18 protein-coding genes are annotated in these 21,104 nt (G+C 68.3%); 13 read left to right on the plus strand and 5 right to left on the minus strand.

Going from position 1 to position 21,104, the window contains the following annotated elements:
- Positions 1-111: 111 nt before the first annotated feature.
- Positions 112-1,050: a right-handed parallel beta-helix repeat-containing protein gene (locus SPDO_RS07360; RefSeq protein WP_088366810.1), complete on the plus strand. Its 939-nt coding sequence runs from the start codon at positions 112-114 to the stop codon at positions 1,048-1,050.
- Positions 1,051-1,116: 66 nt separating this feature from the next.
- Here the strand turns inward: SPDO_RS07360 and SPDO_RS07365 are convergent, their stop codons facing one another.
- Positions 1,117-2,784, minus strand: a complete 1,668-nt coding sequence (locus tag SPDO_RS07365; protein ID WP_088366811.1) for an alkaline phosphatase family protein — start codon at positions 2,782-2,784, stop codon at positions 1,117-1,119.
- A 46-nt stretch (positions 2,785-2,830) separates the two neighbouring features.
- Between SPDO_RS07365 and SPDO_RS07370 the strand changes: the two genes are divergently transcribed.
- The 4 genes from SPDO_RS07370 (at position 2,831) to SPDO_RS07385 (ending at position 8,249) form a co-directional block, all read left to right on the plus strand.
- Positions 2,831-4,867: a protein-disulfide reductase DsbD family protein gene (locus SPDO_RS07370; protein WP_088366812.1), complete on the plus strand. Its 2,037-nt coding sequence runs from the start codon at positions 2,831-2,833 to the stop codon at positions 4,865-4,867.
- A 121-nt stretch (positions 4,868-4,988) separates the two neighbouring features.
- The gene (locus SPDO_RS07375; protein ID WP_088366813.1) at positions 4,989-6,470 is read left to right on the plus strand and encodes a circularly permuted type 2 ATP-grasp protein; all 1,482 of its coding nucleotides are present in this window, start codon (positions 4,989-4,991) and stop codon (positions 6,468-6,470) included.
- A gap of 46 nt (positions 6,471-6,516) precedes the next feature.
- Positions 6,517-7,452, plus strand: a complete 936-nt coding sequence (locus SPDO_RS07380) for an alpha-E domain-containing protein (RefSeq protein ID WP_088366814.1) — start codon at positions 6,517-6,519, stop codon at positions 7,450-7,452.
- Positions 7,452-8,249, plus strand: a complete 798-nt coding sequence (locus SPDO_RS07385) for a transglutaminase family protein (RefSeq protein ID WP_088366815.1) — start codon at positions 7,452-7,454, stop codon at positions 8,247-8,249. The genes SPDO_RS07380 and SPDO_RS07385 overlap by 1 nt, the downstream gene beginning before the upstream one ends.
- On the opposite strand, the gene SPDO_RS07390 is transcribed toward SPDO_RS07385, so the two are convergent.
- Together SPDO_RS07390 and SPDO_RS07395 are read right to left on the minus strand one after the other, a co-directional pair.
- Positions 8,246-9,028: an arginyltransferase gene (locus SPDO_RS07390; RefSeq protein ID WP_088367032.1), complete on the minus strand. Its 783-nt coding sequence runs from the start codon at positions 9,026-9,028 to the stop codon at positions 8,246-8,248. The genes SPDO_RS07385 and SPDO_RS07390 overlap by 4 nt on opposite strands.
- 178 nt (positions 9,029-9,206) lie before the next feature.
- Positions 9,207-10,451, minus strand: coding sequence for a threonine ammonia-lyase (locus SPDO_RS07395; RefSeq protein ID WP_088366816.1), 1,245 nt, complete (start codon positions 10,449-10,451; stop codon positions 9,207-9,209).
- Positions 10,452-10,623: 172 nt separating this feature from the next.
- Between SPDO_RS07395 and SPDO_RS07400 the strand changes: the two genes are divergently transcribed.
- Together SPDO_RS07400 and SPDO_RS07405 are read left to right on the plus strand one after the other, a co-directional pair.
- The gene (locus SPDO_RS07400; protein WP_088366817.1) at positions 10,624-11,463 is read left to right on the plus strand and encodes an NAD(P)-dependent oxidoreductase; all 840 of its coding nucleotides are present in this window, start codon (positions 10,624-10,626) and stop codon (positions 11,461-11,463) included.
- Positions 11,460-13,163: an amidohydrolase gene (locus SPDO_RS07405; protein WP_088366818.1), complete on the plus strand. Its 1,704-nt coding sequence runs from the start codon at positions 11,460-11,462 to the stop codon at positions 13,161-13,163. The genes SPDO_RS07400 and SPDO_RS07405 overlap by 4 nt, the downstream gene beginning before the upstream one ends.
- Before the next feature lie 57 nt (positions 13,164-13,220).
- Here SPDO_RS07405 and SPDO_RS07410 read toward each other — a convergent pair whose 3' ends face one another.
- Positions 13,221-13,559, minus strand: coding sequence for a hypothetical protein (locus SPDO_RS07410; RefSeq protein WP_088366819.1), 339 nt, complete (start codon positions 13,557-13,559; stop codon positions 13,221-13,223).
- Positions 13,560-13,650: 91 nt separating this feature from the next.
- Between SPDO_RS07410 and uvrC the strand changes: the two genes are divergently transcribed.
- Positions 13,651-15,570 carry an excinuclease ABC subunit UvrC gene (uvrC, locus tag SPDO_RS07415; protein WP_088366820.1) on the plus strand — a complete coding sequence of 640 codons (1,920 nt, stop codon included), beginning with the start codon at positions 13,651-13,653 and terminating at the stop codon, positions 15,568-15,570.
- A 52-nt stretch (positions 15,571-15,622) separates the two neighbouring features.
- The gene (locus SPDO_RS07420; protein ID WP_088366821.1) at positions 15,623-15,814 is read left to right on the plus strand and encodes a hypothetical protein; all 192 of its coding nucleotides are present in this window, start codon (positions 15,623-15,625) and stop codon (positions 15,812-15,814) included.
- 106 nt (positions 15,815-15,920) lie between these two features.
- Here SPDO_RS07420 and radC read toward each other — a convergent pair whose 3' ends face one another.
- Complete coding sequence (gene radC / locus SPDO_RS07425) at positions 15,921-16,613, minus strand: RadC family protein (protein ID WP_088367033.1); 693 nt, start codon at positions 16,611-16,613, stop codon at positions 15,921-15,923.
- 141 nt (positions 16,614-16,754) lie between these two features.
- Here radC and SPDO_RS07430 point away from each other — a divergent pair, with 141 nt between their 5' ends.
- The 4 genes from SPDO_RS07430 (at position 16,755) to SPDO_RS07445 (ending at position 21,083) form a co-directional block, all read left to right on the plus strand.
- On the plus strand, positions 16,755-19,886 hold the full coding sequence (locus SPDO_RS07430) for an intermembrane phospholipid transport protein YdbH family protein (RefSeq protein ID WP_245829270.1): 3,132 nt from the start codon (positions 16,755-16,757) through the stop codon (positions 19,884-19,886).
- A complete protein-coding gene (locus SPDO_RS07435) occupies positions 19,883-20,104 on the plus strand; it encodes a YnbE family lipoprotein (RefSeq protein ID WP_211280012.1) in 222 nt (73 codons plus the stop codon). The genes SPDO_RS07430 and SPDO_RS07435 overlap by 4 nt, the downstream gene beginning before the upstream one ends.
- Complete coding sequence (locus SPDO_RS07440) at positions 20,104-20,487, plus strand: YdbL family probable chaperone protein (protein ID WP_088366824.1); 384 nt, start codon at positions 20,104-20,106, stop codon at positions 20,485-20,487. Before SPDO_RS07435 ends, SPDO_RS07440 begins: the two co-directional genes overlap by 1 nt.
- 278 nt (positions 20,488-20,765) lie before the next feature.
- The gene (locus tag SPDO_RS07445) at positions 20,766-21,083 is read left to right on the plus strand and encodes an AtpZ/AtpI family protein (protein WP_088366825.1); all 318 of its coding nucleotides are present in this window, start codon (positions 20,766-20,768) and stop codon (positions 21,081-21,083) included.
- The last annotated feature ends 21 nt before the right edge of the window (positions 21,084-21,104 follow it).

Consider the following 21,104-nt stretch of genomic DNA (forward strand, 5'->3'; position numbering starts at 1 on the left):
ACAAACACGCCGGCTGGCAACGCGCCGTGCTACTGCGCGCGAGTAAGATGCACGTTTGAGGCTTCCGCCGCGCGGCCGGCCACGCCACGGCGGTTCCGAAAGGATCGTTCCATGCGTCTTGCCCCCATTCTCCTCGCCACGGCGCTCGCCGCGAGCGCGACGCAGGCCCAGCAGGCCAGCGCCCCCTTTACGGTCCAGGAGACAGGCGAGGGCTATGGCTCGCTCGACGATGCGCTGCAGGCCAATCGCGGGCAGGATTTCACCGTGCTGATCGCGCCGGGCGTGTATCGCGAATGCGCGATCCAGCAGGCCGGCCGCGTCACCTTCAAGGCCGTCCGCGCCGGCACCGCGATCTTCGAGGGCGCGTGCGAGGGCAAGGCCGCGCTGGTGCTGCGCGGCGGCGGCTCGGTCGTCGACGGCCTCGTCTTTCGCGGCATCCGCGTGCCCGACGGCAACGGCGCCGGCATCCGCATCGAGATCGGCGACCTGACGGTGCGCAACTCGATGTTCCTCGACAGTCAGGAGGGCATTCTCGGCGGCACGGACGAGGCCAGCAACGTCACCATCGACCGCTCCACCTTCTCCGGGCTCGGCCAATGCCACGAGACCGAGGATTGCGCGCATTCGGTCTATCTCGGCAGCCGCGGCACGGTGACGATCACCAATTCGCGCTTCGAGCGTGGGCAGGGCGGCCATTACGTGAAGCTGCGTGTGCCGCGCGTTCTCATCACCGATAATAGCTTCGACGACTCGGCCGGCAACCGCACCAATTACATGATCGACCTGCCCGAGGGCGCAACGGGCGAGATCGCGCGCAACACCTTTGTTCAGGGGGCGCGCAAGGAAAACTGGACGGGGATGATCGTGGTCGCCGCCGAGCAGCAGAAGTATCGCTCCGCCGGCCTCAGCGTGCACGACAATGTGGCGAGCCTCGCGCCGGGCCAGTCCAAGAGCCCCGCCTTTGTGGCGAACGTCAGCGGCGAGCGGCTGGCGCTCGGCACCAATCAGCTCGGCGCCGGTGTGCGCGCCTATGAGACGCGTGAGCCCTGAACCCTGAAAGATGAGAGGTGCGGGGCGGCCGATCAGCGGCCCGCCGCCCCGCACGTCAGCTGTTACTCAACGGCAGGTGTCGGGCGTGCCGCTGTCCAGATCAAGGCAACGGCCGTCGAGGCCCTTCACCGGCAGCTTGATGGTCGCGGCGAGCGTCGGCACGATATCCACCGTTTCCACCGATTGCGGCTGCTCGAAGCCTGCCATGCCCTTGCGCCAGAACAGGATCGGCACGCGGCGGTCGTAATCCCACGGGCTGCCGTGCGTCGCGACATAGCCGGGGCCCGGCTTGGCGATGCCCACGACGCGCGGCTTCAGCATCAGCAGGATGTCGCCGGAGCGCTCCGGATCGAACGAGGCGTGCGCGCGCTCCGCCAGCGTCCAGGTCTCCGGCGGCGTGGCGGGGATTGCAGCCGCGGCGATCTCCTCGCGCGTCAGCGCTGCGGCGACCTGCGGGAAGGCACGCAGCCGCTTCACCGTTTCCGCCTTCACCGCCGGGCGGCGATTGGCCGGTACCGAATCGGCGATGTAGATGTCGCCCTCCGACCCGAGCAGCACCGGCCCAGCGATGCCGAGCTGCTTGCCGATCGCCTCGCCGATCGCCTTCACCGAAATGTCGGTGCTGACGCGGCTTTCGCCCGGCATCGCGCGCAGCTGCTGGCGCTCGGTCATGTCATGGCCGCCGTGATCGGCAGTCAGCACGACTTCATAGTCGAGCCCCCACGAATCGAGCACCGCGAAGAAGCCGCCCAGCGTCTTGTCGAGCTCCGCCATCTGCAGGCACATCTCGCCGCCGCCCGGACCATAACCATGGCCGACGTAATCGGTCGCCGAGGCGCCGATCGAGATGATGTCGGGGGCGCTGCCCTGACCAAGCTTCATGTCCTGGATCAGCCCGGCGGCAATCGCGAACACCGCGCCGTCCAGCGCGGGCGAGGCGCGGAATGCGCGCGTGTCGCCCGCATCGCGAGCGAAACGGCCATTGCCGATCGTCTGGCCCCCTACCGCGATCGGCTGCATCAGCGGCCGGCAGAAGCCGGGGACGGGCAGCGGCTCCTGCGGCTGCGCGATCAGCTTGGCCACGGCTTCCTGTCCGCGCTGCACCGCCGGCGGTGCGACCCGCCCGGCATAGGAAATGAAGTTCTTGCCGCCCCAGAACCAGACCTCGTCGATCTTGTGTCCGCCCATCATGATCGCCGCGCGATCCTTGCCGGCGACCGAGACGACGCGGCTCGCCGGATTGGCGGCCTTCATCATCTCGCCCAGCGTCGGCACCTTCAGATGCCAGTCGGCCGGCGTGTAGTTGCTATGGTCGGTGTCCGCGATCCGCTCGTCCTCGGCGCAATAGACTTCCTTGTCGGCGCGCACCGCCTTTTGGTTGATCCAGGTGTTGGCGATGATGCCGGTGTGGCCCGGGCGCATGCCGGTAAGAATCGTCGAATGCCCGGGGCACGTCTCGGTCGCGGCATGGCTCTGATAGCCGGCGGGGAACACCGCGCCTTGCAGCAGGCGCGCGAAGCCATCGGTGAAATGGTTGCGATATTGCGCGAACAGGTCGGCCGAGAACTGGTCCACCGAAATCGCCACGATCAGCTTGGGCGGGTTCTGCGGCGTCACGGCCGGGGCGGGGGCCGGCGGCTGCGCCGACTCGAGCGCCGCCTCCTGGGCGGCAGCCGCGCCGGCGGTCAGCGGCAGCGCAATCGAGGCGAGCAGGGCGGCGAGCAAAGCTTTCATGACAGACCTTGGTGCAAAGCAGGGGCGGCCGCGGTATGTCCGCCCCATGGCGGCTAAGCAAGCGTGGCTATCGGCGTTTCTTTTCACGGTGATGGCATTGCTGTCGCCGATCGCGGCGGCGCAGACGCGGCATGTCGCGATCGACCTGGTGGCGGAAACGCCACGGCCGGCGGCGGGCAGCACCGTCACGCTGGCGTTCGATTCGCGACCCGAGCGCGATTGGCACGGCTATTGGCAGAATCCGGGTGACGCGGGCGTGGAAACACGGCTGACATGGACGCTCCCGGATGGCGTCCAGGCCGGCGGCCTGCGTTATCCGGTGCCCGAGCGGCTGATCGTCGCCGGGCTGATGAATTATGTCTATGAGGCGCCGTTCGCGCAGCTGGTCGACCTGACGATTCCCGCCGGGCTTGCGCCGGGCACCCGGCTGCCGATCACGGTGAAGGCCGATTACCTCGTCTGCACCACCGAGATCTGCGTACCCGAAAGCCAGACGCTCTCGACCGAGCTGGTCGTTGGCGATGGTGCGATCGATGCTGCCACCCGCGCGCGGTTCGATGCCTGGCGCCAGAAGCTGCCACGCCCGCTCGGCTCGCCCGCGATGTGGCAGATCGCGGATGGCCAGTTCCGCCTCGCCGTGCCGTTCCCGGCGGACGCCGAAGGTGACGCGAAAGACGTGTATTTCTACCCGTTGGCGGGCGGCGCGATCGATTATGCCGCGCCGCAGGTGGCGGTGCGCAGTGGCGATCGCCTGACGCTGACCACCAAGGCCGCAACCAGCCCCGCCGACGGTGCGATCAACGGCGTGCTTGCGGTCGGCAAGGATCGCGGCTTCTTGCTCACCGCCGCGCCCGGCATCGTGTCAGCCGCTTCGCCTGCTGCGCCAGGCTTCGCGATCGGCACCGCGCTGCTCGCTTTTGCGGGGGCGGTGCTCGGCGGGCTGCTGCTCAACGTGATGCCCTGCGTCTTCCCGATCCTCAGCCTCAAGGCGCTCGGCCTCGCGCGCTCGGGCGAGACGGAGGGCGCCGCGCGGCGCGAGGCGCTGGCCTATACCGCCGGGGTAGTGCTGGTGTGCCTGGCCCTAGGCGGGCTGCTGCTTGCCCTGCGCGCCGGGGGGGCGACGGTCGGCTGGGCGTTCCAGCTGCAGGATCCCCGCGTGATCGCCGTGCTGCTGCTGCTGGTCGCCGGCATCGCGCTGAACCTCGCCGGGCTGTTCGAGCTGCCGACGCCGCGCTTCGCCAGCCATTCGGGAGCGGGCGGCGCGTTCATGACCGGCGCGCTCGCCGCCTTTGTCGCCACGCCATGCACCGGGCCGTTCATGGGCGCCGCGCTCGGCGCCGCGCTGGTCCTGCCACCGGCGGCGGCGCTGCTGGTCTTCGCCGGGCTGGGGCTCGGCATCGCGTTGCCCTTCCTCGCCATCGGCTTCGTGCCCGCGCTGCGCCGTCGCTTGCCGAAGCCCGGCGCGTGGATGGCGCGGCTGCGGCGGATCCTATCGATACCGATGTTCCTTACCGCGCTGGCGCTCGCCTGGGTGCTGGGGCGTCAGGCGGGGGTCGACGGCATGACGCTGGGCCTCGCGGCGACGCTTCTTGCCGCGTTCGGCCTGTGGTGGACCGGGCGGCGGCAACTGGCGGGGCGTGAGCGGGCGTGGTGGCCGGCGGCGCCCGCCTTGGCGCTGGCGTTCGCTGCGGCAGTGCTCGTCCGCCCGCAAGCGCCCGCCGCCGCCGCCGAGACGACGCTCGCCGGTGTCGAGCCGTTCAGCGAAGCACGCCTCGCTGCCCTGCGTGCCGAGGGTCGCCCGGTGTTCGCCTATTTCACCGCCGACTGGTGCCTCACCTGCAAGGTGAACGAGAAAGCGGCCATCGAGACGGAGGCCGCGCGTCAGGCATTCGCCGATGGCAATGTCGCGGTGCTGGTCGGCGACTGGACCGACGGCGATCCCGTGCTCGGCCGCTTCATTGAGGCGCACAATCGCGCCGGCGTGCCGCTGTACCTGTGGTACCCAAAGGGCGCGAACAGCCCACGGGTTCTGCCGCAATTGCTGACCAGCGGCATGCTCGCCGCACTGCCGAAGGGCACGTGAACACCAGCGGCGACAGGCCGTAAGGCCATCGCAGCCGACCGCGAACGACCCACGCCCTTGTGCGCTGCAACAATATATATCAGCATGCACCCGAAACGATCGATGGGGCGTTAACCGTCTGATGGGGACATGGGCATTCGACGAAATCCTGGGCACCGACGGCGCGAGCCGGCCGGAGCTCGCCAATCTGGTCGACTGGCTCGCCGACACCCCGCCCGACGAATTGCGCCGTCGACAAGAGGCAGCCGAAAGCACCTTTCGCCAGCTCGGCATCACCTTTGCGGTCTATGGCGACAATGACGCCAGCGAGCGGATCATTCCCTTCGACATCGTGCCGCGGGTCTTCCTCGCCGACGAATGGGCGCGGCTGTCCGAGGGGCTGATCCAGCGGGTCGAGGCGATCAACGCCTTTCTCGACGACATCTACGGCGCGCAGGAGATTTTGAAGGCCGGCGTGCTGCCCGAGGATCTGATCTTCCTCAATCCGCAATTCCGCCCCGAGGTGGTCGGCATCCGCCCGCCGCACGGCATCTGGGCGCATATCTGTGGCATCGATCTGGTGCGCACCGGGCCCGACCAGTTCTTCGTGCTGGAGGACAATGCCCGCACGCCGTCTGGCGTCAGCTACATGCTGGAAAACCGCGAGGCGATGGTGCGGCTGTGCCCCGAGCTGTTCGGCCAGCTGCGCGTGGCGGCGGTGGACAGCTACCCCGATCGCCTGCTCGAAACCATGCGCTCGGTCGCGCCGCGCGGCTGCGGGCAGAACCCGACCTGCGTGGTGCTGACCCCCGGCCACTACAATTCCGCTTATTACGAGCACAGCTTTCTGGCCGACTCAATGGGGATCGAGCTGGTCGAGGCGGCCGATCTCGTGGTCGACAATGATGCGGTGTACATGCGCACCATCGCCGGCCGGGTGAAGGTCGACGTGATCTACCGCCGCGTCGACGACGACTTCCTCGATCCGCTGGTGTTCCGCCCCGATTCGATGCTTGGCGTGCCCGGCCTCATCGCCGCCTACGCCGCCGGCAACGTTGCGATCATCAACGCGCCCGGCAACGGCATCGCCGACGACAAGGCGATCTACAGCTACATGCCCGAAATTGTCCGCTTCTACTCGGGCAAGGAGGCGAAGCTGCCCAACGTCGAAACGTGGCGCTGCCGCGAGCCGGAGGCGCTGCGCTACACGCTCGACAATCTCGACCAACTGGTGGTCAAGCTGGTCGACGGCTCGGGCGGCTATGGCATGCTCGTCGGCCCCACCGCGTCAAATGGCGAGATCGAGAAGTTCCGCCAGGTGCTGGAGGCCGAGCCGCACCGCTATATCGCGCAGCCCACGCTGGCGCTCTCCACCGTGCCGACGCTGGTCGAATCGGGCGTCGCGCCGCGCCACGTCGATTTCCGACCCTTCGTGCTCAGCGGCGCGAAGGGCGTGCAGGTGGTGCCCGGCGGGCTGACCCGCGTGGCGCTGCGCGAAGGCTCGCTGGTGGTGAATTCCTCGCAGGGCGGCGGCACCAAGGACAGCTTCGTGCTGCTGGACGAGGGAATGAAGCAGACGCAGACGATGGGGCCGGATGGCATGACGCAGGAGCAGAGCCTGTGACGCCGCAACAAGCATCCCGGTCGTCGCGCATCAGTGGTAACGCGCCATGCTGAGCCGCACCGCCTCCTCGCTCTACTGGCTCGGCCGCTACATCGAGCGCGCCGACTTCATCGCGCGGCTGGTCGAGGCGACGATCCGCCTCGACGTCCTCTCCGCGCGCCCCGCCGGCGAAGCGGCGTGGCTGTCGGCACTCACCGTCACCGACACCGAGGCCGCGTTCAAGGCGACCGGCGCCAGCCTGACGCGCGAGGCGGTATCGCGCTTTCTCACCAGCGATTCGAGCAACCCCGGCTCGCTCGTCCGCTGCCTCGACATGGCACGGATGAACGCGCGCGCGGTCCGCATCGCGCTGACCCGCGAATCCTGGTCGGCGATCAACAGCGCCTGGCTGGTGTTCGACAAGCGCGTCGCCCGCGCCGACACCGATCGCACGCTGGCGCTGGTTGATGCGGTGAAGCACGAGACGCGCGGGTTCGAGGGCGCGCTGCACCGCATGCTGCGCAACCAGACGACGCTGTTCATCCGGCTCGGCCAGGCGACCGAGCGCGTCGATGACACCGCGCGGCTGCTCGACGTCAAATATCACCTCCTGCTGCCCGAGGGCGCGGAGGTCGGCGGTACGGTGGACCGCGATCAATGGACCACCATCCTGCAGACCGTTTCGGCCGTCACCGCCTATCGCTGGCTGTACAATGACGGGCTGGTGCCGGCCAATGTCATCGACCTGCTGCTGACCCGCAGCGAGCTGCCGCGCAGCGTTGCCGGCGCGATCGAGGAGGTCACCGACGTGCTCACGCAACTCGCCCGGCGCACGGGCACCAATGGCGAGGCCGATCGCATGGCGCGCAGCCGCCACGCCCGTGCGCTGAAGACGCGCAGCGGCGACGTGATCGTGTCGGGATTGCACCAGCATCTTCAGGCGGTGATCGCCGAAAACGATCAGCTGCACGCCGCCATTGCCCGCCAGTTCAAGTTTCACTGATGCGCCTCTCCATCGATCACCGCACCGTTTACGCCTTCACCGCGCCGCAGGGCCGCATCGTTCAGCTGCTGCGCATGACGCCCAGCGACACGCACGATCAGACGGTGGCCGACTGGCAGATCGCGGTGGATTGCGATTCGCGCATGACGCAGCATCGCGACGGGTTCGGCAACGCCACCACCATGTTGTATTGCGAAGGCGCGATCGAGCGGATCGAGCTGATCGTATCGGGCGAGGTGGTAACCAGTTCCTCGGACGGCGTGCTGCGCGGCGTCACCGAATGCCTGCCCCCGCGCTTTTTTCTGCGCACCACGCCCGCCACGGCGGCAAACCAGGCGATCATGTCATTTGCCAGCGAGGTGTCGAGCGGCCGGGATCTCGCCGCGCTGCGCCGCCTGAACACCGCGGTTCGTGAGCGGTTTGCCGACGATTGCGGCCGCCCCGAGGCCGGCCGCACCGCTGCCGAAGCCTTTGTCCTGGACGCGCTGACCCCGCGCGACATGGCGCATGTCTTCATTGCCGCGGCGCGCGCGGCGGGCGCACCGGCGCGCTACGTCACCGGTTATTGCGATCTCACCGGCGATCACCGCCCCACGCCGCATGGCTGGGCGGAGGCGCATATAGACGATCTCGGCTGGGTGGCCTTCGATCCCTGGCTGGGCCGGTCACCCGAGGAGCATCACGTTCGTGTCGCGATCGCGCTCGATGCCGGCGGTGCCTCGCCCGTCGCCGGCTCGCGCCTCGGCGACGGCGTAGAGCGGCTTGAGGTGGACGTTACCGTCCAGGGTGACGACTAGGCGCCGGAAAAGGCGAGTTCGCCGGCCGACGGCGTGTCGAGTTCCGCGTCGCTCAACACCGTCCAGCCCTGCGGCCCGAGCTGCTCGAGCGGACGATAGCGCGTCTTGTACGCCATGCGCGCCGCGCCCTTCACCCAATAGCCGAGATAGACGTAGGGCAGCCCCGCCGCGCGTGCGCGCAGGATGTGATCCAGGATGATGAGGTTGCCAAGGCCCGGCCGTGCGCCCTCCTCGGCATCGAAAAAGCTGTAGACCATCGACAGCCCGTCCGCCTGCCGGTCGGTCAGGCAAGCGCCGATCAGCCGGCCGGGGCGCCCGTCAACGGCCGGCTCGCGATATTCGACCACCACCGAATTGACCGGCGAATGCTCGACCATGTCGGCATAATCCTGGTCTTCCATGCCGGCCATGCCGCCGCCTGGATGGCGCTGCGCCAGATAAGCGCGTAGCAGCTGATATTGCTCCTCGGTCGCCCAGGGGCGGCAGGCAGTGATTTCCAGATCCTCGTTGCGCCGCATCAGCTTGCGCTGCGTGGCGTTGAGCTCGAATTCCTTGGTGACCACGCGGACCGAGATGCACGCGTTGCAGCCGACGCATGACGGCCGATAGGCGACCGACTGGCTGCGGCGAAAGCCGATCCGCCCCAGCGCATCGTTCAACTCGCTGGCGTGCGGGCCGGACAATTCGGTGAACACCTTCCGCTCCTGCCGTCCGGGCAGATAGGGGCAGGGCGCCGGGCTGGTCACAAAGAAACGCGGAAAACGAAAAGGCGCAGTCACCGCCGGCAAATCCCCACACAGGCACGCTGGTTGATCGCGCCTGTCTCAGAATATGGAACGCTCGGCGCGCGGTGAAAAGCCGCATGAAGGGGCATGCCGGCGTATTTCCGCGACGCAGCGCGACGCGGAAATTGCCGCAAGCCCGATCTGACCCGATATGGGTCAAACCCGTCGATCATCACGCCAGCTCGATCAGGCTCACCATATAACCGGCCGTGTCGAGCGCGGCGAGCAGCCGGTCGAGATGCGCCCGGTCGCGCGTCTCGCACTCGACGTCGAGGCTCAGCCCCTTCGCCGGCAGGTTGGTGAAGATCCGCTGGTGCGCCAGTTCCAGGATGTTCACCCGCTCCTGGTCGAAGATTCGCGCGACGTTATACAGCGCGCCCGGCTGGTCCTGCAGCCGGATGCGCAGCCGCGCCAGCCGACCCGATCGCGCCAGATCGCGCAGCAGCACGTTGGCGAGCAGCCGCGTATCGATATTGCCGCCGCACAGCACGATGCCCACCGTCTTGCCGGCGAACCGCTCCTTGTTGGCGAGCACCGCGGCGAGGCCCGCCGCGCCCGCGCCCTCGACCACCGTTTTCTCGATCTGGAGCAGCAAGCTGACCGATTCCTCCAGGCTGCGTTCGGTGACGAGCAGGATGTCGTCGACCAGCGCCTCCACCATCCGCGCCGTGATGCCGCCGGGCTGCTTCACCGCGATGCCTTCGGCCAGCGTGTCGCCGGCGCAGGGCAGCTCGGTATGCCGCAGCTTGTTGTACATGGAGGGGAACAGCTCGGCCTGCACGCCGACGACCTCGATCGGCCGGTCGGCCGCGCGTGCCACGGTGGACATGCCGGAGATCAGCCCGCCGCCGCCGATCGGCACGACCAACGTGTCGATCGCCGGCACTTCCTCCAGCATTTCGATCGCCACCGTCCCCTGGCCGGCGATCACGCGCGCATCGTCGAACGGGTGGACGAAGGTATAGCCGCGCTCCGCCTCCAGCACGCGGGCATGCGCATAGGCTTCGTCAAAGGTGTAGCCGTGCAGCACCACCGTCGCGCCATGTCCCTCGGTCTGCACCACCTTCACCGTCGGTGTGGTGGTGGGCATCACGATGGTGGCGGGCACGCCCAGCCGGTTGGCGTGATAGGCGAGGCCCTGCGCATGATTGCCGGCCGACGCCGCAATCACGCCGCGCGCCTTGGCTTCCTCGTCCAGCAGCAGCAGCGTATTGAGCGCGCCGCGCTCCTTGTACGCTGCGGTGAACTGCAGGTTCTCGAACTTGAGATAGATGGTCGCGCCGGCCAGCGCCGACAGCGTCTTGCTGACGAGCGTGGGGGTGCGCACGATCTGGTCGCGAATGCGGGCATGTGCGTCGCGGATATCCGCGATGCTGACGGGAAGGGTATCGGTCGTCGGTTGTGCCGCAGTCGCCATAAGTAAACATCCCAAGCCGCGCGAAGCAGAGCCGGTCGAGGGCTGTCGTTTCTTCGGCGAAGAAGGGCAGGGCGTCGACGGGCTCGGCCCGAACGGGATCCATGATCCAGATCGATGGCGCGCTCTAGGACCATCTGGCGCCCCGTGCAAACTGCCCCTATCGCCGATGGTTATGAAGATCGCTTTCATCGGCACGGGCGTGATGGGCGCCCCCATGGCCGGCCATCTCGCGCGCGCGGGCCACCAGGTCACCGTCTATAACCGCACCCGTGCGAAGGCGGAGGCAACCGGGCTTGCCGTCGCCGACACGCCCGCCGCCGCTGCGCGCGGCATGGACGCGGTGGTGGCCTGCGTCGGCAACGATGCCGATCTGTTCGAGGTGACGCTGGGCGACAATGGCGCCTTTGCAACGATGCCGGACCAGGCGGTATTCATCGACCACACGACCGTTTCCGCCGACATCGCGCGGCGACTGGCGGCGGCTCGCCCCCTGTGCGTCGACGCGCCGGTGTCTGGTGGCCAGGCTGGCGCTGAAAAGGGCCAGCTATCGGCCATGTGTGGTGGCAGCGAGGCCGCTTTTCTCCAGGGACAGGCCGTGATGGAGGCATATGCGGCCCGCATCGTTCACGTCGGCGCGGCCGGCGCGGGGCAGCAGACCAAGATGGTGAACCAGATCTGCATCGCCGGCGTGCTCCAGGGATTGTCGGAGGCGCTGCGCTTCGCCCAGGCGAGCGAGCTCGATCTCGACAAGGTGCTGGAGGCGATCTCCGGCGGCGCGGCGCAAAGCTGGCAGATGGTGAACCGCTGGCCGACCATGGCCAAGGACGAATTCGATTTCGGCTTCGCGATCAACTGGATGCGCAAGGATCTTGGCCTGGCACTGGAAGAAGCGAAGCGGAACGGCGCGGTGCTGCCGGTGGCGGCCTTGGTGGATCAATTCTTCGGCGAGGTGCAGAAAATGGACGGCGGCCGCCAGGATACCAGCGCCCTCGTCCGGAGGCTGCCACGATGAAGCGCGCTCTGCTCCTTGCCGCCGCGCTGCTTTCCAGCCCGGCCTATGCTGACGGAATTGTCGATAACGTCAACGGCTTGGCGCCAACTGCTGACGGCCGCGTCATCCGCTTCAAGGCGGTGCTGATCGACAAGGACGGCCGCGTCACCCGCCTGGTGCCGTCGGGCGAACAGCCGCCCAAGCTCAGCCGCCGCGAGCTCAAGAAGAACGCGGGCAAGCCGCTCTACGACTGGCGCATCGACATGGGCGGCAAGACGCTGCTGCCCGGATTCATCGATGCGCACGGCCACGTCATGGCGCTCGGCTTCGGCACGCTGTCGCTCGACCTGTCGGGCGCGCGCTCGCTGAACGAGGCAAAGGCGATGGTGATGGCCTATATCGCCGCCAATCCCGAGCGGAAGTGGGTCACCGGCCGCGGTTGGAACCAGGAAGCATGGGGGCTGAACCGCTTCCCCACCGCCGCCGATCTCGACGACATTTCCGCCGGTCACCCGATCTGGCTTGAGCGCGCCGATGGCCACGCCGGCTGGTCCAACAGCATCGCGATGCGCGAAGCCGGCGTCACCGCCAGCACGGCCGCGCCCGCCGGTGGCCGGATCGAGAAAGCCGGCAACGCGCCCGCCGGCGTCTTCGTCGATGCCGCCAAGGAACTGATCGAGCGCGCGGTGCCGCAGCCGCTCGCCAAGGAACGCGACGCCGCCTTCCTCCAGGCGCAGCAGCGCCTGCTCGCCAACGGCATCACCGCCGTCGCCGACATGGGCACCAGCGTCGATGATTGGCTGAGCTACCGTCGCATGGCCGATATCGGCGCGCTCCGCGTACGGATCATGAGCTATGCCGCGGGGGTGGAGACGGCGAGCCGGATCGGCGGCAAGGGGCCGACGCCGTGGCTTTACGACGACCGGCTGCGCATGGGCGGGGTGAAGATCTATCTCGACGGTGCGCTCGGCTCACGCGGCGCGGCGATGAAGGCGCCCTATGCCGACGCGCCGGGTGAGAAGGGGCTCAGCTTCCTGTCCGATACGCAGCTGCAGAACCAGATGAGCCGCGCGGCGATGGACAATTTCCAGCTGGCGGTGCACGCCATCGGCGATCGCGCCAACAGCCAGGTGCTCGATGCGATCCAGGTGCTCAGCGCGACCTACAAGGGCGATCGGCGCTGGCGGATCGAGCATGCGCAGGTGATCGACCCCGCCGATCTCAAGAGCTTCGGCCAGTTCGGCACCATCGCCTCGATGCAGCCGACGCACCAGACCGGCGATCGCACCATGGCGGAGGCACGGCTTGGCCCGGCGCGGCTGGCGGGCGCCTATGCCTGGAAATCGGTGCTGGCGAACGGCGGCAAGCTCGCGTTCGGTTCCGACTTCCCGGTCGAAAAGCCCGACCCGTGGGATGGCTGGGCAGCCGCCTTCACGCGGCAGGACGCGCAGGGGCAGCCCCCCGGCGGCTGGCGCCCGGAAGAGGCGGTGACCCGTGAACAGGCATGGTGGGCGTTCACCGGCGGCGCGGCTTACGCAGGGATGGCGGAGCAGAAGTTCGGCAATCTCGCGCCGGGGCAAAAGGCCGATTTCATCATCGTCGATCGCGATCCGCTGACCGCCGACCCGACGACGCTGCGCACGACCCGCGTCGAGCAGACCTGGATCGGCGGCGAAAAGGCGTTCGATCGTAGCGGCGGCGTCAAGGCGCCAGCCAAGTAAGTCGCGTGTCTCACGCCGGCGCAGGCTGCCCGGCGTGAGACGCGGCGACCCAATCGCTCAGGGTTCGCTGCGCAGATCGCCGCGATTGGCCGAAAAGCCCGGCGCCGGACCGGTCGCAGGGCGCAATGCCTCGCGATCCGCGGCTGAGACGGGCGCGGTCGGATCGGGTCGGAAATGCTCGGACGCGCGCTCGTCCGGGCCGGGGTGATGATCGCCTTCGAGCTCCGGCGCGCGATGGCCGTCCTTGGGCGCGAAGAACCGGTCGAACAGCCCGAAGTGGATCGCGCTGGCCAGCCCGGTGGCGATCGCGCCGATAGCGGTGGCCGCGCCGATGGCGACGTTGCGCTGGTGGTGATCGGCCTTGGAGGGGCGGTTGCTGTCGCGTTTCTTGGTCATGTGTCGCTCAACACCTGTGCGGCGGGGGGCGTTCCCCTTGCTCATCACGGGGGTGGTGATGCGAGCGACCACACCCTAGATTCAGGCGACGATGCAAGGTTCCTACGGCCCCCCCGACCGGTTCAACGAAGAAAAAGCCACGTTCGCGATCCGCGGCAGCGACCAGCCCGATCTGGAGGCGGGCGTCGCCGCGATCCGCAACGTCGTGCGCACGCTGCCGCTGAAGCCGGGCGTGTACCGGATGCACGATGCCAAGGGCGAGGTGCTGTACGTCGGCAAGGCGCGCGCGCTGAAAAGCCGGGTGAGCAACTACACGCAATTCAAGAACCTGACCAAGCGGCTGCAGCGCATGGTGTCGCAGACGCGCTCCATGACGATCGTCACGACCAACAACGAGGCCGAGGCGCTGTTGCTCGAGGCGCAGCTGATCAAGCGCTACCGCCCACCGTACAACGTCCTGCTGCGCGACGATAAGTCTTTTCCGTTCATCCTGTTGCGGCAGGATCATGATTATCCGCGCATCCAGAAGCATCGCGGCGCACGGCGGGCCAAGGGCGATTATTACGGCCCCTTCGCCAGCGCCGGCAGCGTCAACAACACGCTCAACGCGCTCCAGAAGCTGTTCCTACTCAGGAGCTGCACCGACGGCTTCTTCAAGACGCGCGATCGGCCATGCCTGCTGTACCAGATCAAGCGCTGCTCGGCGCCCTGCGTCGGGCGGATCGACAAGGCCGGCTATGACGAGCTGGTCGCCGATTCGAAGAAGTTTCTCGCCGGCAAGACCACGGACGTGCAGGCCAAGCTCGGCAAGCAGATGGAAGCCGCGGCAGAGGCGATGGACTTCGAGCTGGCCGCGATCCTGCGCGATCGACTGCGCGCGCTCACCTTCATTCAGGGCACGCAATTCATCAACGCCGAAGGGGTGGGCGATGCCGACATCTTTGCGCTCGCCAGCCACGAGGGCGTGATCGGTATCCAGGCATTCTTCATTCGCGGCGGGCAGAACTGGGGGCATCGCGATTTCTTTCCCGCGCATACCGCAGAGGTGAGCGAGGAAGAGGTAATGACGCTCTTCCTGATGCAATTCTACGAGGAGGTGCCGCCCGCGCGCACCGTGCTGGTCGATCGCGTTCTGCCCGATGCCGAGGTGCTGGCCGAGGCGCTGACCACCCAGGCCGGGCGCAAGGTGGCGATCGAGGTGCCGCAGCGCGGCACTCGCAAGCGGCTGATGGAGCAGGCCTGCCGCAATGCCCGGGAAGCGCTGGAGCGGCGCCTTGCCGAATCGACCACTCAGGCGAAGCTGAACCGCGAGGTCGCCGACCTGTTCGAGCTTGCCGAGCCGCCGCAGCGGATCGAGATCTACGACAACAGCCACATCCAGGGCACCAATGCCGTCGGCGCGATGGTGGTCGCGGGGCCGGAGGGCTTTCGCAAGGGGCAGTATCGCAAGTTCAACATCAAGCAGGCGGCGACCGACGACGATTTCGCGATGATGCGCGAGGTGCTCACGCGCCGCTTCGCCCGCGCGTTGGAGGAGGATCCCGATCGCGACGGCGACACCTGGCCCGATCTCGTCCTGCTCGACGGCGGCCGGGGGCAGCTCAACGCGGCCAAGGCGGTGCTCGAGGATCTCGGCATCGAGGACGTGTGCCTGGTTGGCGTCGCCAAGGGGCCGCATCACGGCCGTGAGGGGCGCGAGGTGTTCCACCTCATGGACGGGCGCGAGTTGATGCTGCCGGTCAACTCGCCGGTGCTGTTCTACCTCCAGCGCCTTCGCGACGAAGTCCACCGCTTCGTGATCGGCGCACACCGCGAGAAGCGCGCCAAGGCGATGGGGGCGAGCCCGCTCGATGAAGTGCCCGGCATCGGCCCGGCGCGAAAGAAGGCGCTGTTGATGCACTTCGGCACCGGCCGGGCGGTGCGCAACGCCAGTCTGGCGGACCTTCAGAAGGCACCGGGGATCAGCGCCGGCGTCGCACAGCAGGTGTACGACTTCTACCACGCGAAGTGAGCGGCGGAACGGGCGGCGCACCCGAGCCGTTGCAGCGGAGAAGGAGACTCCAATGTCCGACCGCCCCAAGAACCCGGCCGAAACCGATCCGCTCGCGGAAACCGACGCTGACGGCAACCCGCTCAACGAGGATGCGAAGCTCGACATCGCGCTGCAAGGCTCGATGATGACGTCCGAACCGCCGCAGCTGGCCGAGCCGAAGACGGCGGCCGAGGAAAAGGCGGAGAAGAACGCCCAGCGCTGACCTTTCTTCACCCCGGCCTTGTGCCGGGGGGACCGGCCGGCAAACCTCGTGGCGCCGGATCCGCGGCCCGGTGAATGCCGGGACAGGCCGGCATGACGGTGAAGCGCTACATCAACCCCTTCGCGCGCAGGCTCACATGGCCGCTGGTGCCGACAATCAGATGGTCGTGAACGACAATCCCCATCCCCTTGCCCGCATCGACGATCGCCTTGGTGATTTCGATATCCGCCCGGCTGGGGGAAGGGTCGCCGGAGGGGTGGTTATGCACCAGGATGATCGCCGCCGAGCCGAGGTCGATAGCACGGCGGATCACCTCGCGCACATGCACCTGGGCCTGATCGATCGAGCCCTCGCTCATCACCTCGTCGCGGATCAGCATGTTGCGGCTGTTGAGGTGCAGCACGCGCACCCGCTCGATCACGTGATGCGCCATGTCGGCGTGGAGATAGTCGAGCAGCGCCTGCCAGTTGCCGAGCACCGGCCGCGCCGCGACCTCCGCCTGCACCAGCCGCACCGCCGCCGCCTGCGCGATCTTGATCGCCGCCGCGCTCGTCTCGCCCATGCCCGGCACGCGCATCAGCGCCTCGGCATCCGCCGTCAGCAGCCCGCCGATCCCGCCGAACTCGCGCAGCAGCGCCTTGGCGAGCGGCTTGGTGTCGCGGCGCGGAATGGCGAGCGCGAGCAGATATTCGATCAGCTCATGGTCCAGCAGCGCTTCGCCGCCGCCCGCCAACAGGCGGCTGCGAAGCCGTGCACGATGGCCGTGGTTGTCGGTCGCATTCGGGTCGCTGTCGGCCATCGGCAGCATGGCTAGGCGGCGGCCGGCGATAGTGCAATCGCTCCGCGCCGCGCGATGGTCGCGCCAGGCGCGCGCGCCCGCTTCCAACCGGCGGTATCAGCCCCTAGGAGAGTGGCCGTTCCGCGTTTTGGAAGGGGTCAGGTGGCGGTCGTAGCGGAGGAAGAGTGGCCGGTCCGGAGACGCTGGCTCCGCGTGCTGCTCGGCCTGCTCCTTTTCGTCATCATCGTGCTGCTCGCCTTGTGGTTCGGCCGGGTGCCGATCGCAACGCGCGTCGTCGACAACAATCTCGCGGCGAATGGCGTGCCGGCGCGCTATCAGATCGAGGATCTCGGGCTCCAGCGGCAACGCCTGACCAACGTCGTGATCGGCGATCCGCGCAATCCCGATCTGGTCGCGGACTGGGTCGAGACGCGACTGTCGCTGATCGGCGGGACGCCCACGGTGACGACGGTGTCGGCCGGCAAGGTCCGGCTGCGCGGCACGTTGGTCGATGGCCGCCTGTCGCTCGGCGCGCTCGATCGCCTGCTGCCCGCCCCGTCGGGCAAGCCGTTCGCGCTGCCGGCGATCGAGCTGAACGTCGCGGACGCGCGGATGCGGCTTGCCACGCCGCTCGGCGTGGTGGGGCTGAAGCTTGCCGGCCGAGGCCAGCTGAACGATGGCTTCCGCGGGACGCTGGCGGCGGTCACCGATCGCATTGCGATGGGCGGTTGCACGATGCAGCGTCCAACAGCGCTGCTCGACATCGCCGTGCGCAAGGAGGCGCCGACGATCGCCGGGCCGGTGCGGATGCAGGCGATCAGCTGCGATGGCGTCACCGTCCAATCACCGCGCGCGACCGTCGACGTGGCGCTCGGCGCCGCGCTCGATCGCTGGCAAGGCACCGCCGGGCTGCGCACCGACCGCATCGCCGCACCGGGCATCCGGCTCGCCAGCCTGGACGGCCAGATCCGTTTCAACGGTAGCCCCGCGCGCACCGAGGGCGAAGCCCGGCTTCGCGCCGAGACGCTGCAAAGCGACATGGTGCGGGGTGGCGCGGCGAGCTTTGCCGGCACGTGGCGCGTGGCCGCCGGTCGCGCCATCGCTGCCGGTCGCATCGAGGGACGCGACCTTGCGCTTGCGCCTGGCACCCGGCGACAGCTGGAAAGCGTCGCACGCACGGCGACAGGAACGCCGGTGGCGCCGCTGGCCGGCTCGCTGGCGCAGGCGCTCGCCACCGCCGCGGGCGATTTTGCGCTGAACGGCGAGGTGGCGCTCGGCACCGCCGCGGGCCAGCCTCTGGTCACCGTGCGTACGTTGGCGATGGAGTCCCGTTCGGGCGCGGCCGTACGGTTCGGGGATGGCGCCGGGTTGGAACTGGGCGAGCGAGGCGGATTGCGTGCCGATGGCGTGCTACGGTTCGGCGGCGGCGGGCTGCCGGTCGGCCGCATCGATCTGGCGCAGGCGCGGCCCGGCGGCACGGTGACCGGCACCGCACGGATCGCGCGCTACGCCGCCGGCGACGCCAGCCTCGCGCTGTCGCCGGCCAGCTTTGCTTTTTCGCCGCACGGCGGCTGGCGGCTCAAGACCGTCGCGACCCTCACCGGCCCGCTTGGCAGCGGCGGGCGGTTGGAGGCGCTGCGCCTGCCGCTGGTTGTCCGCGCCTCGGGCGCGCGCCTTTCGGTCGACTCTAGCTGCGTGCCCGCGAGTTTCCAGTCGCTCAGCCTTTCGGGGCTGCGCCTGCGCCCGGCCAGCCTCACGCTCTGCCCTGCCGATGGGGCGTTGCTGCGGATGGAGGGCGGCAGGTTGCGCGGCGGTATCGCAACGAACAACGTCCGCCTCGCCGGTGCGCTCGGCGGCTCGCCGCTTGCGCTGTCGATCGGTGACGTTCGCTGGCGCCATGCCGATCTCGGCTTCACCCTCGCGCAAGTCGCTGCACGGATCGGGCGGCCGGACAGCGTGACGCGGCTGAACTTCGGCAAGCTCAGCGGGCGCGTGACGAACGGCACGGCACTGGCCGGCACCTTTGCCGATGGCGCGGGCCAGATCGGCAACGTGCCGCTGCTGCTCTCGGGCGCGCGCGGCGACTGGCGCTTTGCCAATGGCGCCCTGGCGCTGACCGGCGCGCTCAAGGTTGCGGACGCTGCCGCAGATCCGCGCTTCAACCAGTTGGACGCACGTGATGTTTCGCTCGCACTACGCGACAACGTCATCACGGCGCAGGGTACGCTGTTCACGCCGGAAAAGAGCGTCAAGGTCGCCGAGGTCGCCATCCGTCACGCGCTGCCGAGCGGCAGCGGCGAGGCGCAACTTGCCGTCCCCGGCATCACCTTCGGCGATGGTTTCCAGCCGGAGGAGCTGACCCGGTTGACCTTCGGCGTCATCGCCGACGTGCGCGGCACCATCCGCGGCAATGGCCGGATCGCGTGGAGCCCCGACGGCGTCACTTCCACCGGTACCTTCGGCACCGACAAGGTGGACCTTGCGGCGGCGTTCGGCCCCGTCAGCGGGATCAAGGGGCAGGTGCAGTTCACCGATCTACTGGCGCTCGAATCGGCACCCGGCCAGATCGCCACCGTGGCGGAGATCAACCCCGGCGTGGCGGTGACCGACGGCGTCATCAAATATCAGCTGCTGCGTGACCTAAGGGTCGCGGTGAAGGGCGGGCGCTGGCCGTTCGGCGGCGGCACGCTGACGCTGCAGCCGACTCTGCTCGATTTCTCCTCGCCCCGCGATCGCAACCTCACCTTCCGCGCCGAAGGCGTGCAGCTGCGCCAGTTCCTTCAGCAGTTCGACCTCAAGAACATCGACGCCACCGGCGTCTTCGACGGCGAACTGCCGATGATCTTCGACCAGTCCGGCGGGCGGATCGAAAACGGCCGCCTGGTCGTGCGCGAGGGTGGCGGAACATTGGCCTATCTCGGCGAACTGACGAAGGAAGATCTGGGCACCTGGGGCAATATCGCGTTCCAGGCGCTCCGCTCGTTGCGCTACCGCAATCTGGAGCTGGTGATGAACGGCCCGCTGGCCGGCGATATGGTCACCGAAGTGCGCTTCGCCGGCGTCAGCCAGGGCGAGGGCGCCAAGTCCAATTTCCTCATCCGGCGGCTGCAGCGGCTGCCGTTCGTCTTCAATGTCCGCATCAAGGCGCCGTTCCGCAGCCTGATCGACACCGCCGCCTCCTTCTACGATCCCAAGCGGCTGGTGGAGCGCAACCTGCCCGCGCTGCTCGAGGAGCAGAACAAGCGCGCCGACCCGCCCGCCATTCAGCCCCCCGCAAGCGAGAATATGCCATGAGCGACACATTGACGAAGCATCAGGGGCACACGATTTCTGCAATGGTGAAGAGAATGGTGGTGGTCGGCCTTGGTCTGGCGAGCGGTGCGTGCGTGAACGTATCCGCGCCGGACAAGCCGATCGTGATCAATCTCAACATCAGCGTGACGCAGGAAGTGGTGTATCGCCTCGACAATGAGGCGAAGTCGCTGATCAAGCAGAATCCGGGAATTTTCTGATGAAGACCAAAAAGGCGATGCTGATGGTGGCTGGGGCGCTGGCCCTTAGCGGCGTGTCCGCCGCCGCCTGGGCGCAGCGCGACCCGGCCTACGCCGCCGCGCGCGCGGCCGGGCAGGTGGGTGAGCAGCCCGACGGCTATCTCGGCGTGGTAGGAGGCGGCTCGGCCGATCTGCGCGCGCTGGTCAACGCGATCAACATCCAGCGCAAGGCGGCGTACACGCAAAAGGCGCAGGCATCGGGCGCCACGGTCGAGCAGCTCGCCTTCACCAGCGGCTGCAACCTCATCCAGCAGACGTCCACCGGCGAAAAGTACCGCACGCCGACCGGCGAATGGGCGACTCGTGGTGCTGGTGCACCGACTCGCGATCCACGCTGCGTCTGATCGTCTGACCCGGGGCTGATTGGCCGGCCGAGGTGACGCGCGCCCGGCCGACCATCTCCTCCTCTTTCGCCGCGTGGCTCCGGCCCGCGGCCAGCGGCCGCTCTTGCGTCTCTGCCGTCAACGCGTTCGGCTCACACGGCTTCGCTCCTTGCGCCGCTGTGACACAAGGTTGCGCAAGTGTTGACACCCCCACACCCCCCGGCTAACCGGACGGCGCCTTGGCGGGCTCGCCACTTGGCTACCTTGCGCCTGCCCAAAAACATGTGGGGGACGCTTGGATGGCAGAGAACGAGCCCGGACCAGACACCCTCGGCACCGATGCTCGCCTGACTTCTCTTGAGGAGCGGTTGAAGGCGGCGCAAACGGACGAGGCGCACCGGACAGGGGCGGGCAAGGCGGAACCCGATGGCGGCTATCGCCTCGGCAACCGAGTGCTCGCCGAACTGATCGGGGGAATGGTCGGCGGCGCGCTGATCGGTTGGGTGATCGACCGATTCGCGGGTACGCAGCCCTGGGGTCTGCTCGTGATGCTCGCCCTCGGGACGGGCGCCGCGTTCAGGAACATCATTCGGATTTCTAGCCAGCGCCCGAAGTAAGATCGGGCGCTTTCGTTAAGG

This window comes from Sphingomonas dokdonensis (genome assembly GCF_002197685.1).
Classification (GTDB): domain Bacteria; phylum Pseudomonadota; class Alphaproteobacteria; order Sphingomonadales; family Sphingomonadaceae; genus Sphingomonas; species Sphingomonas dokdonensis.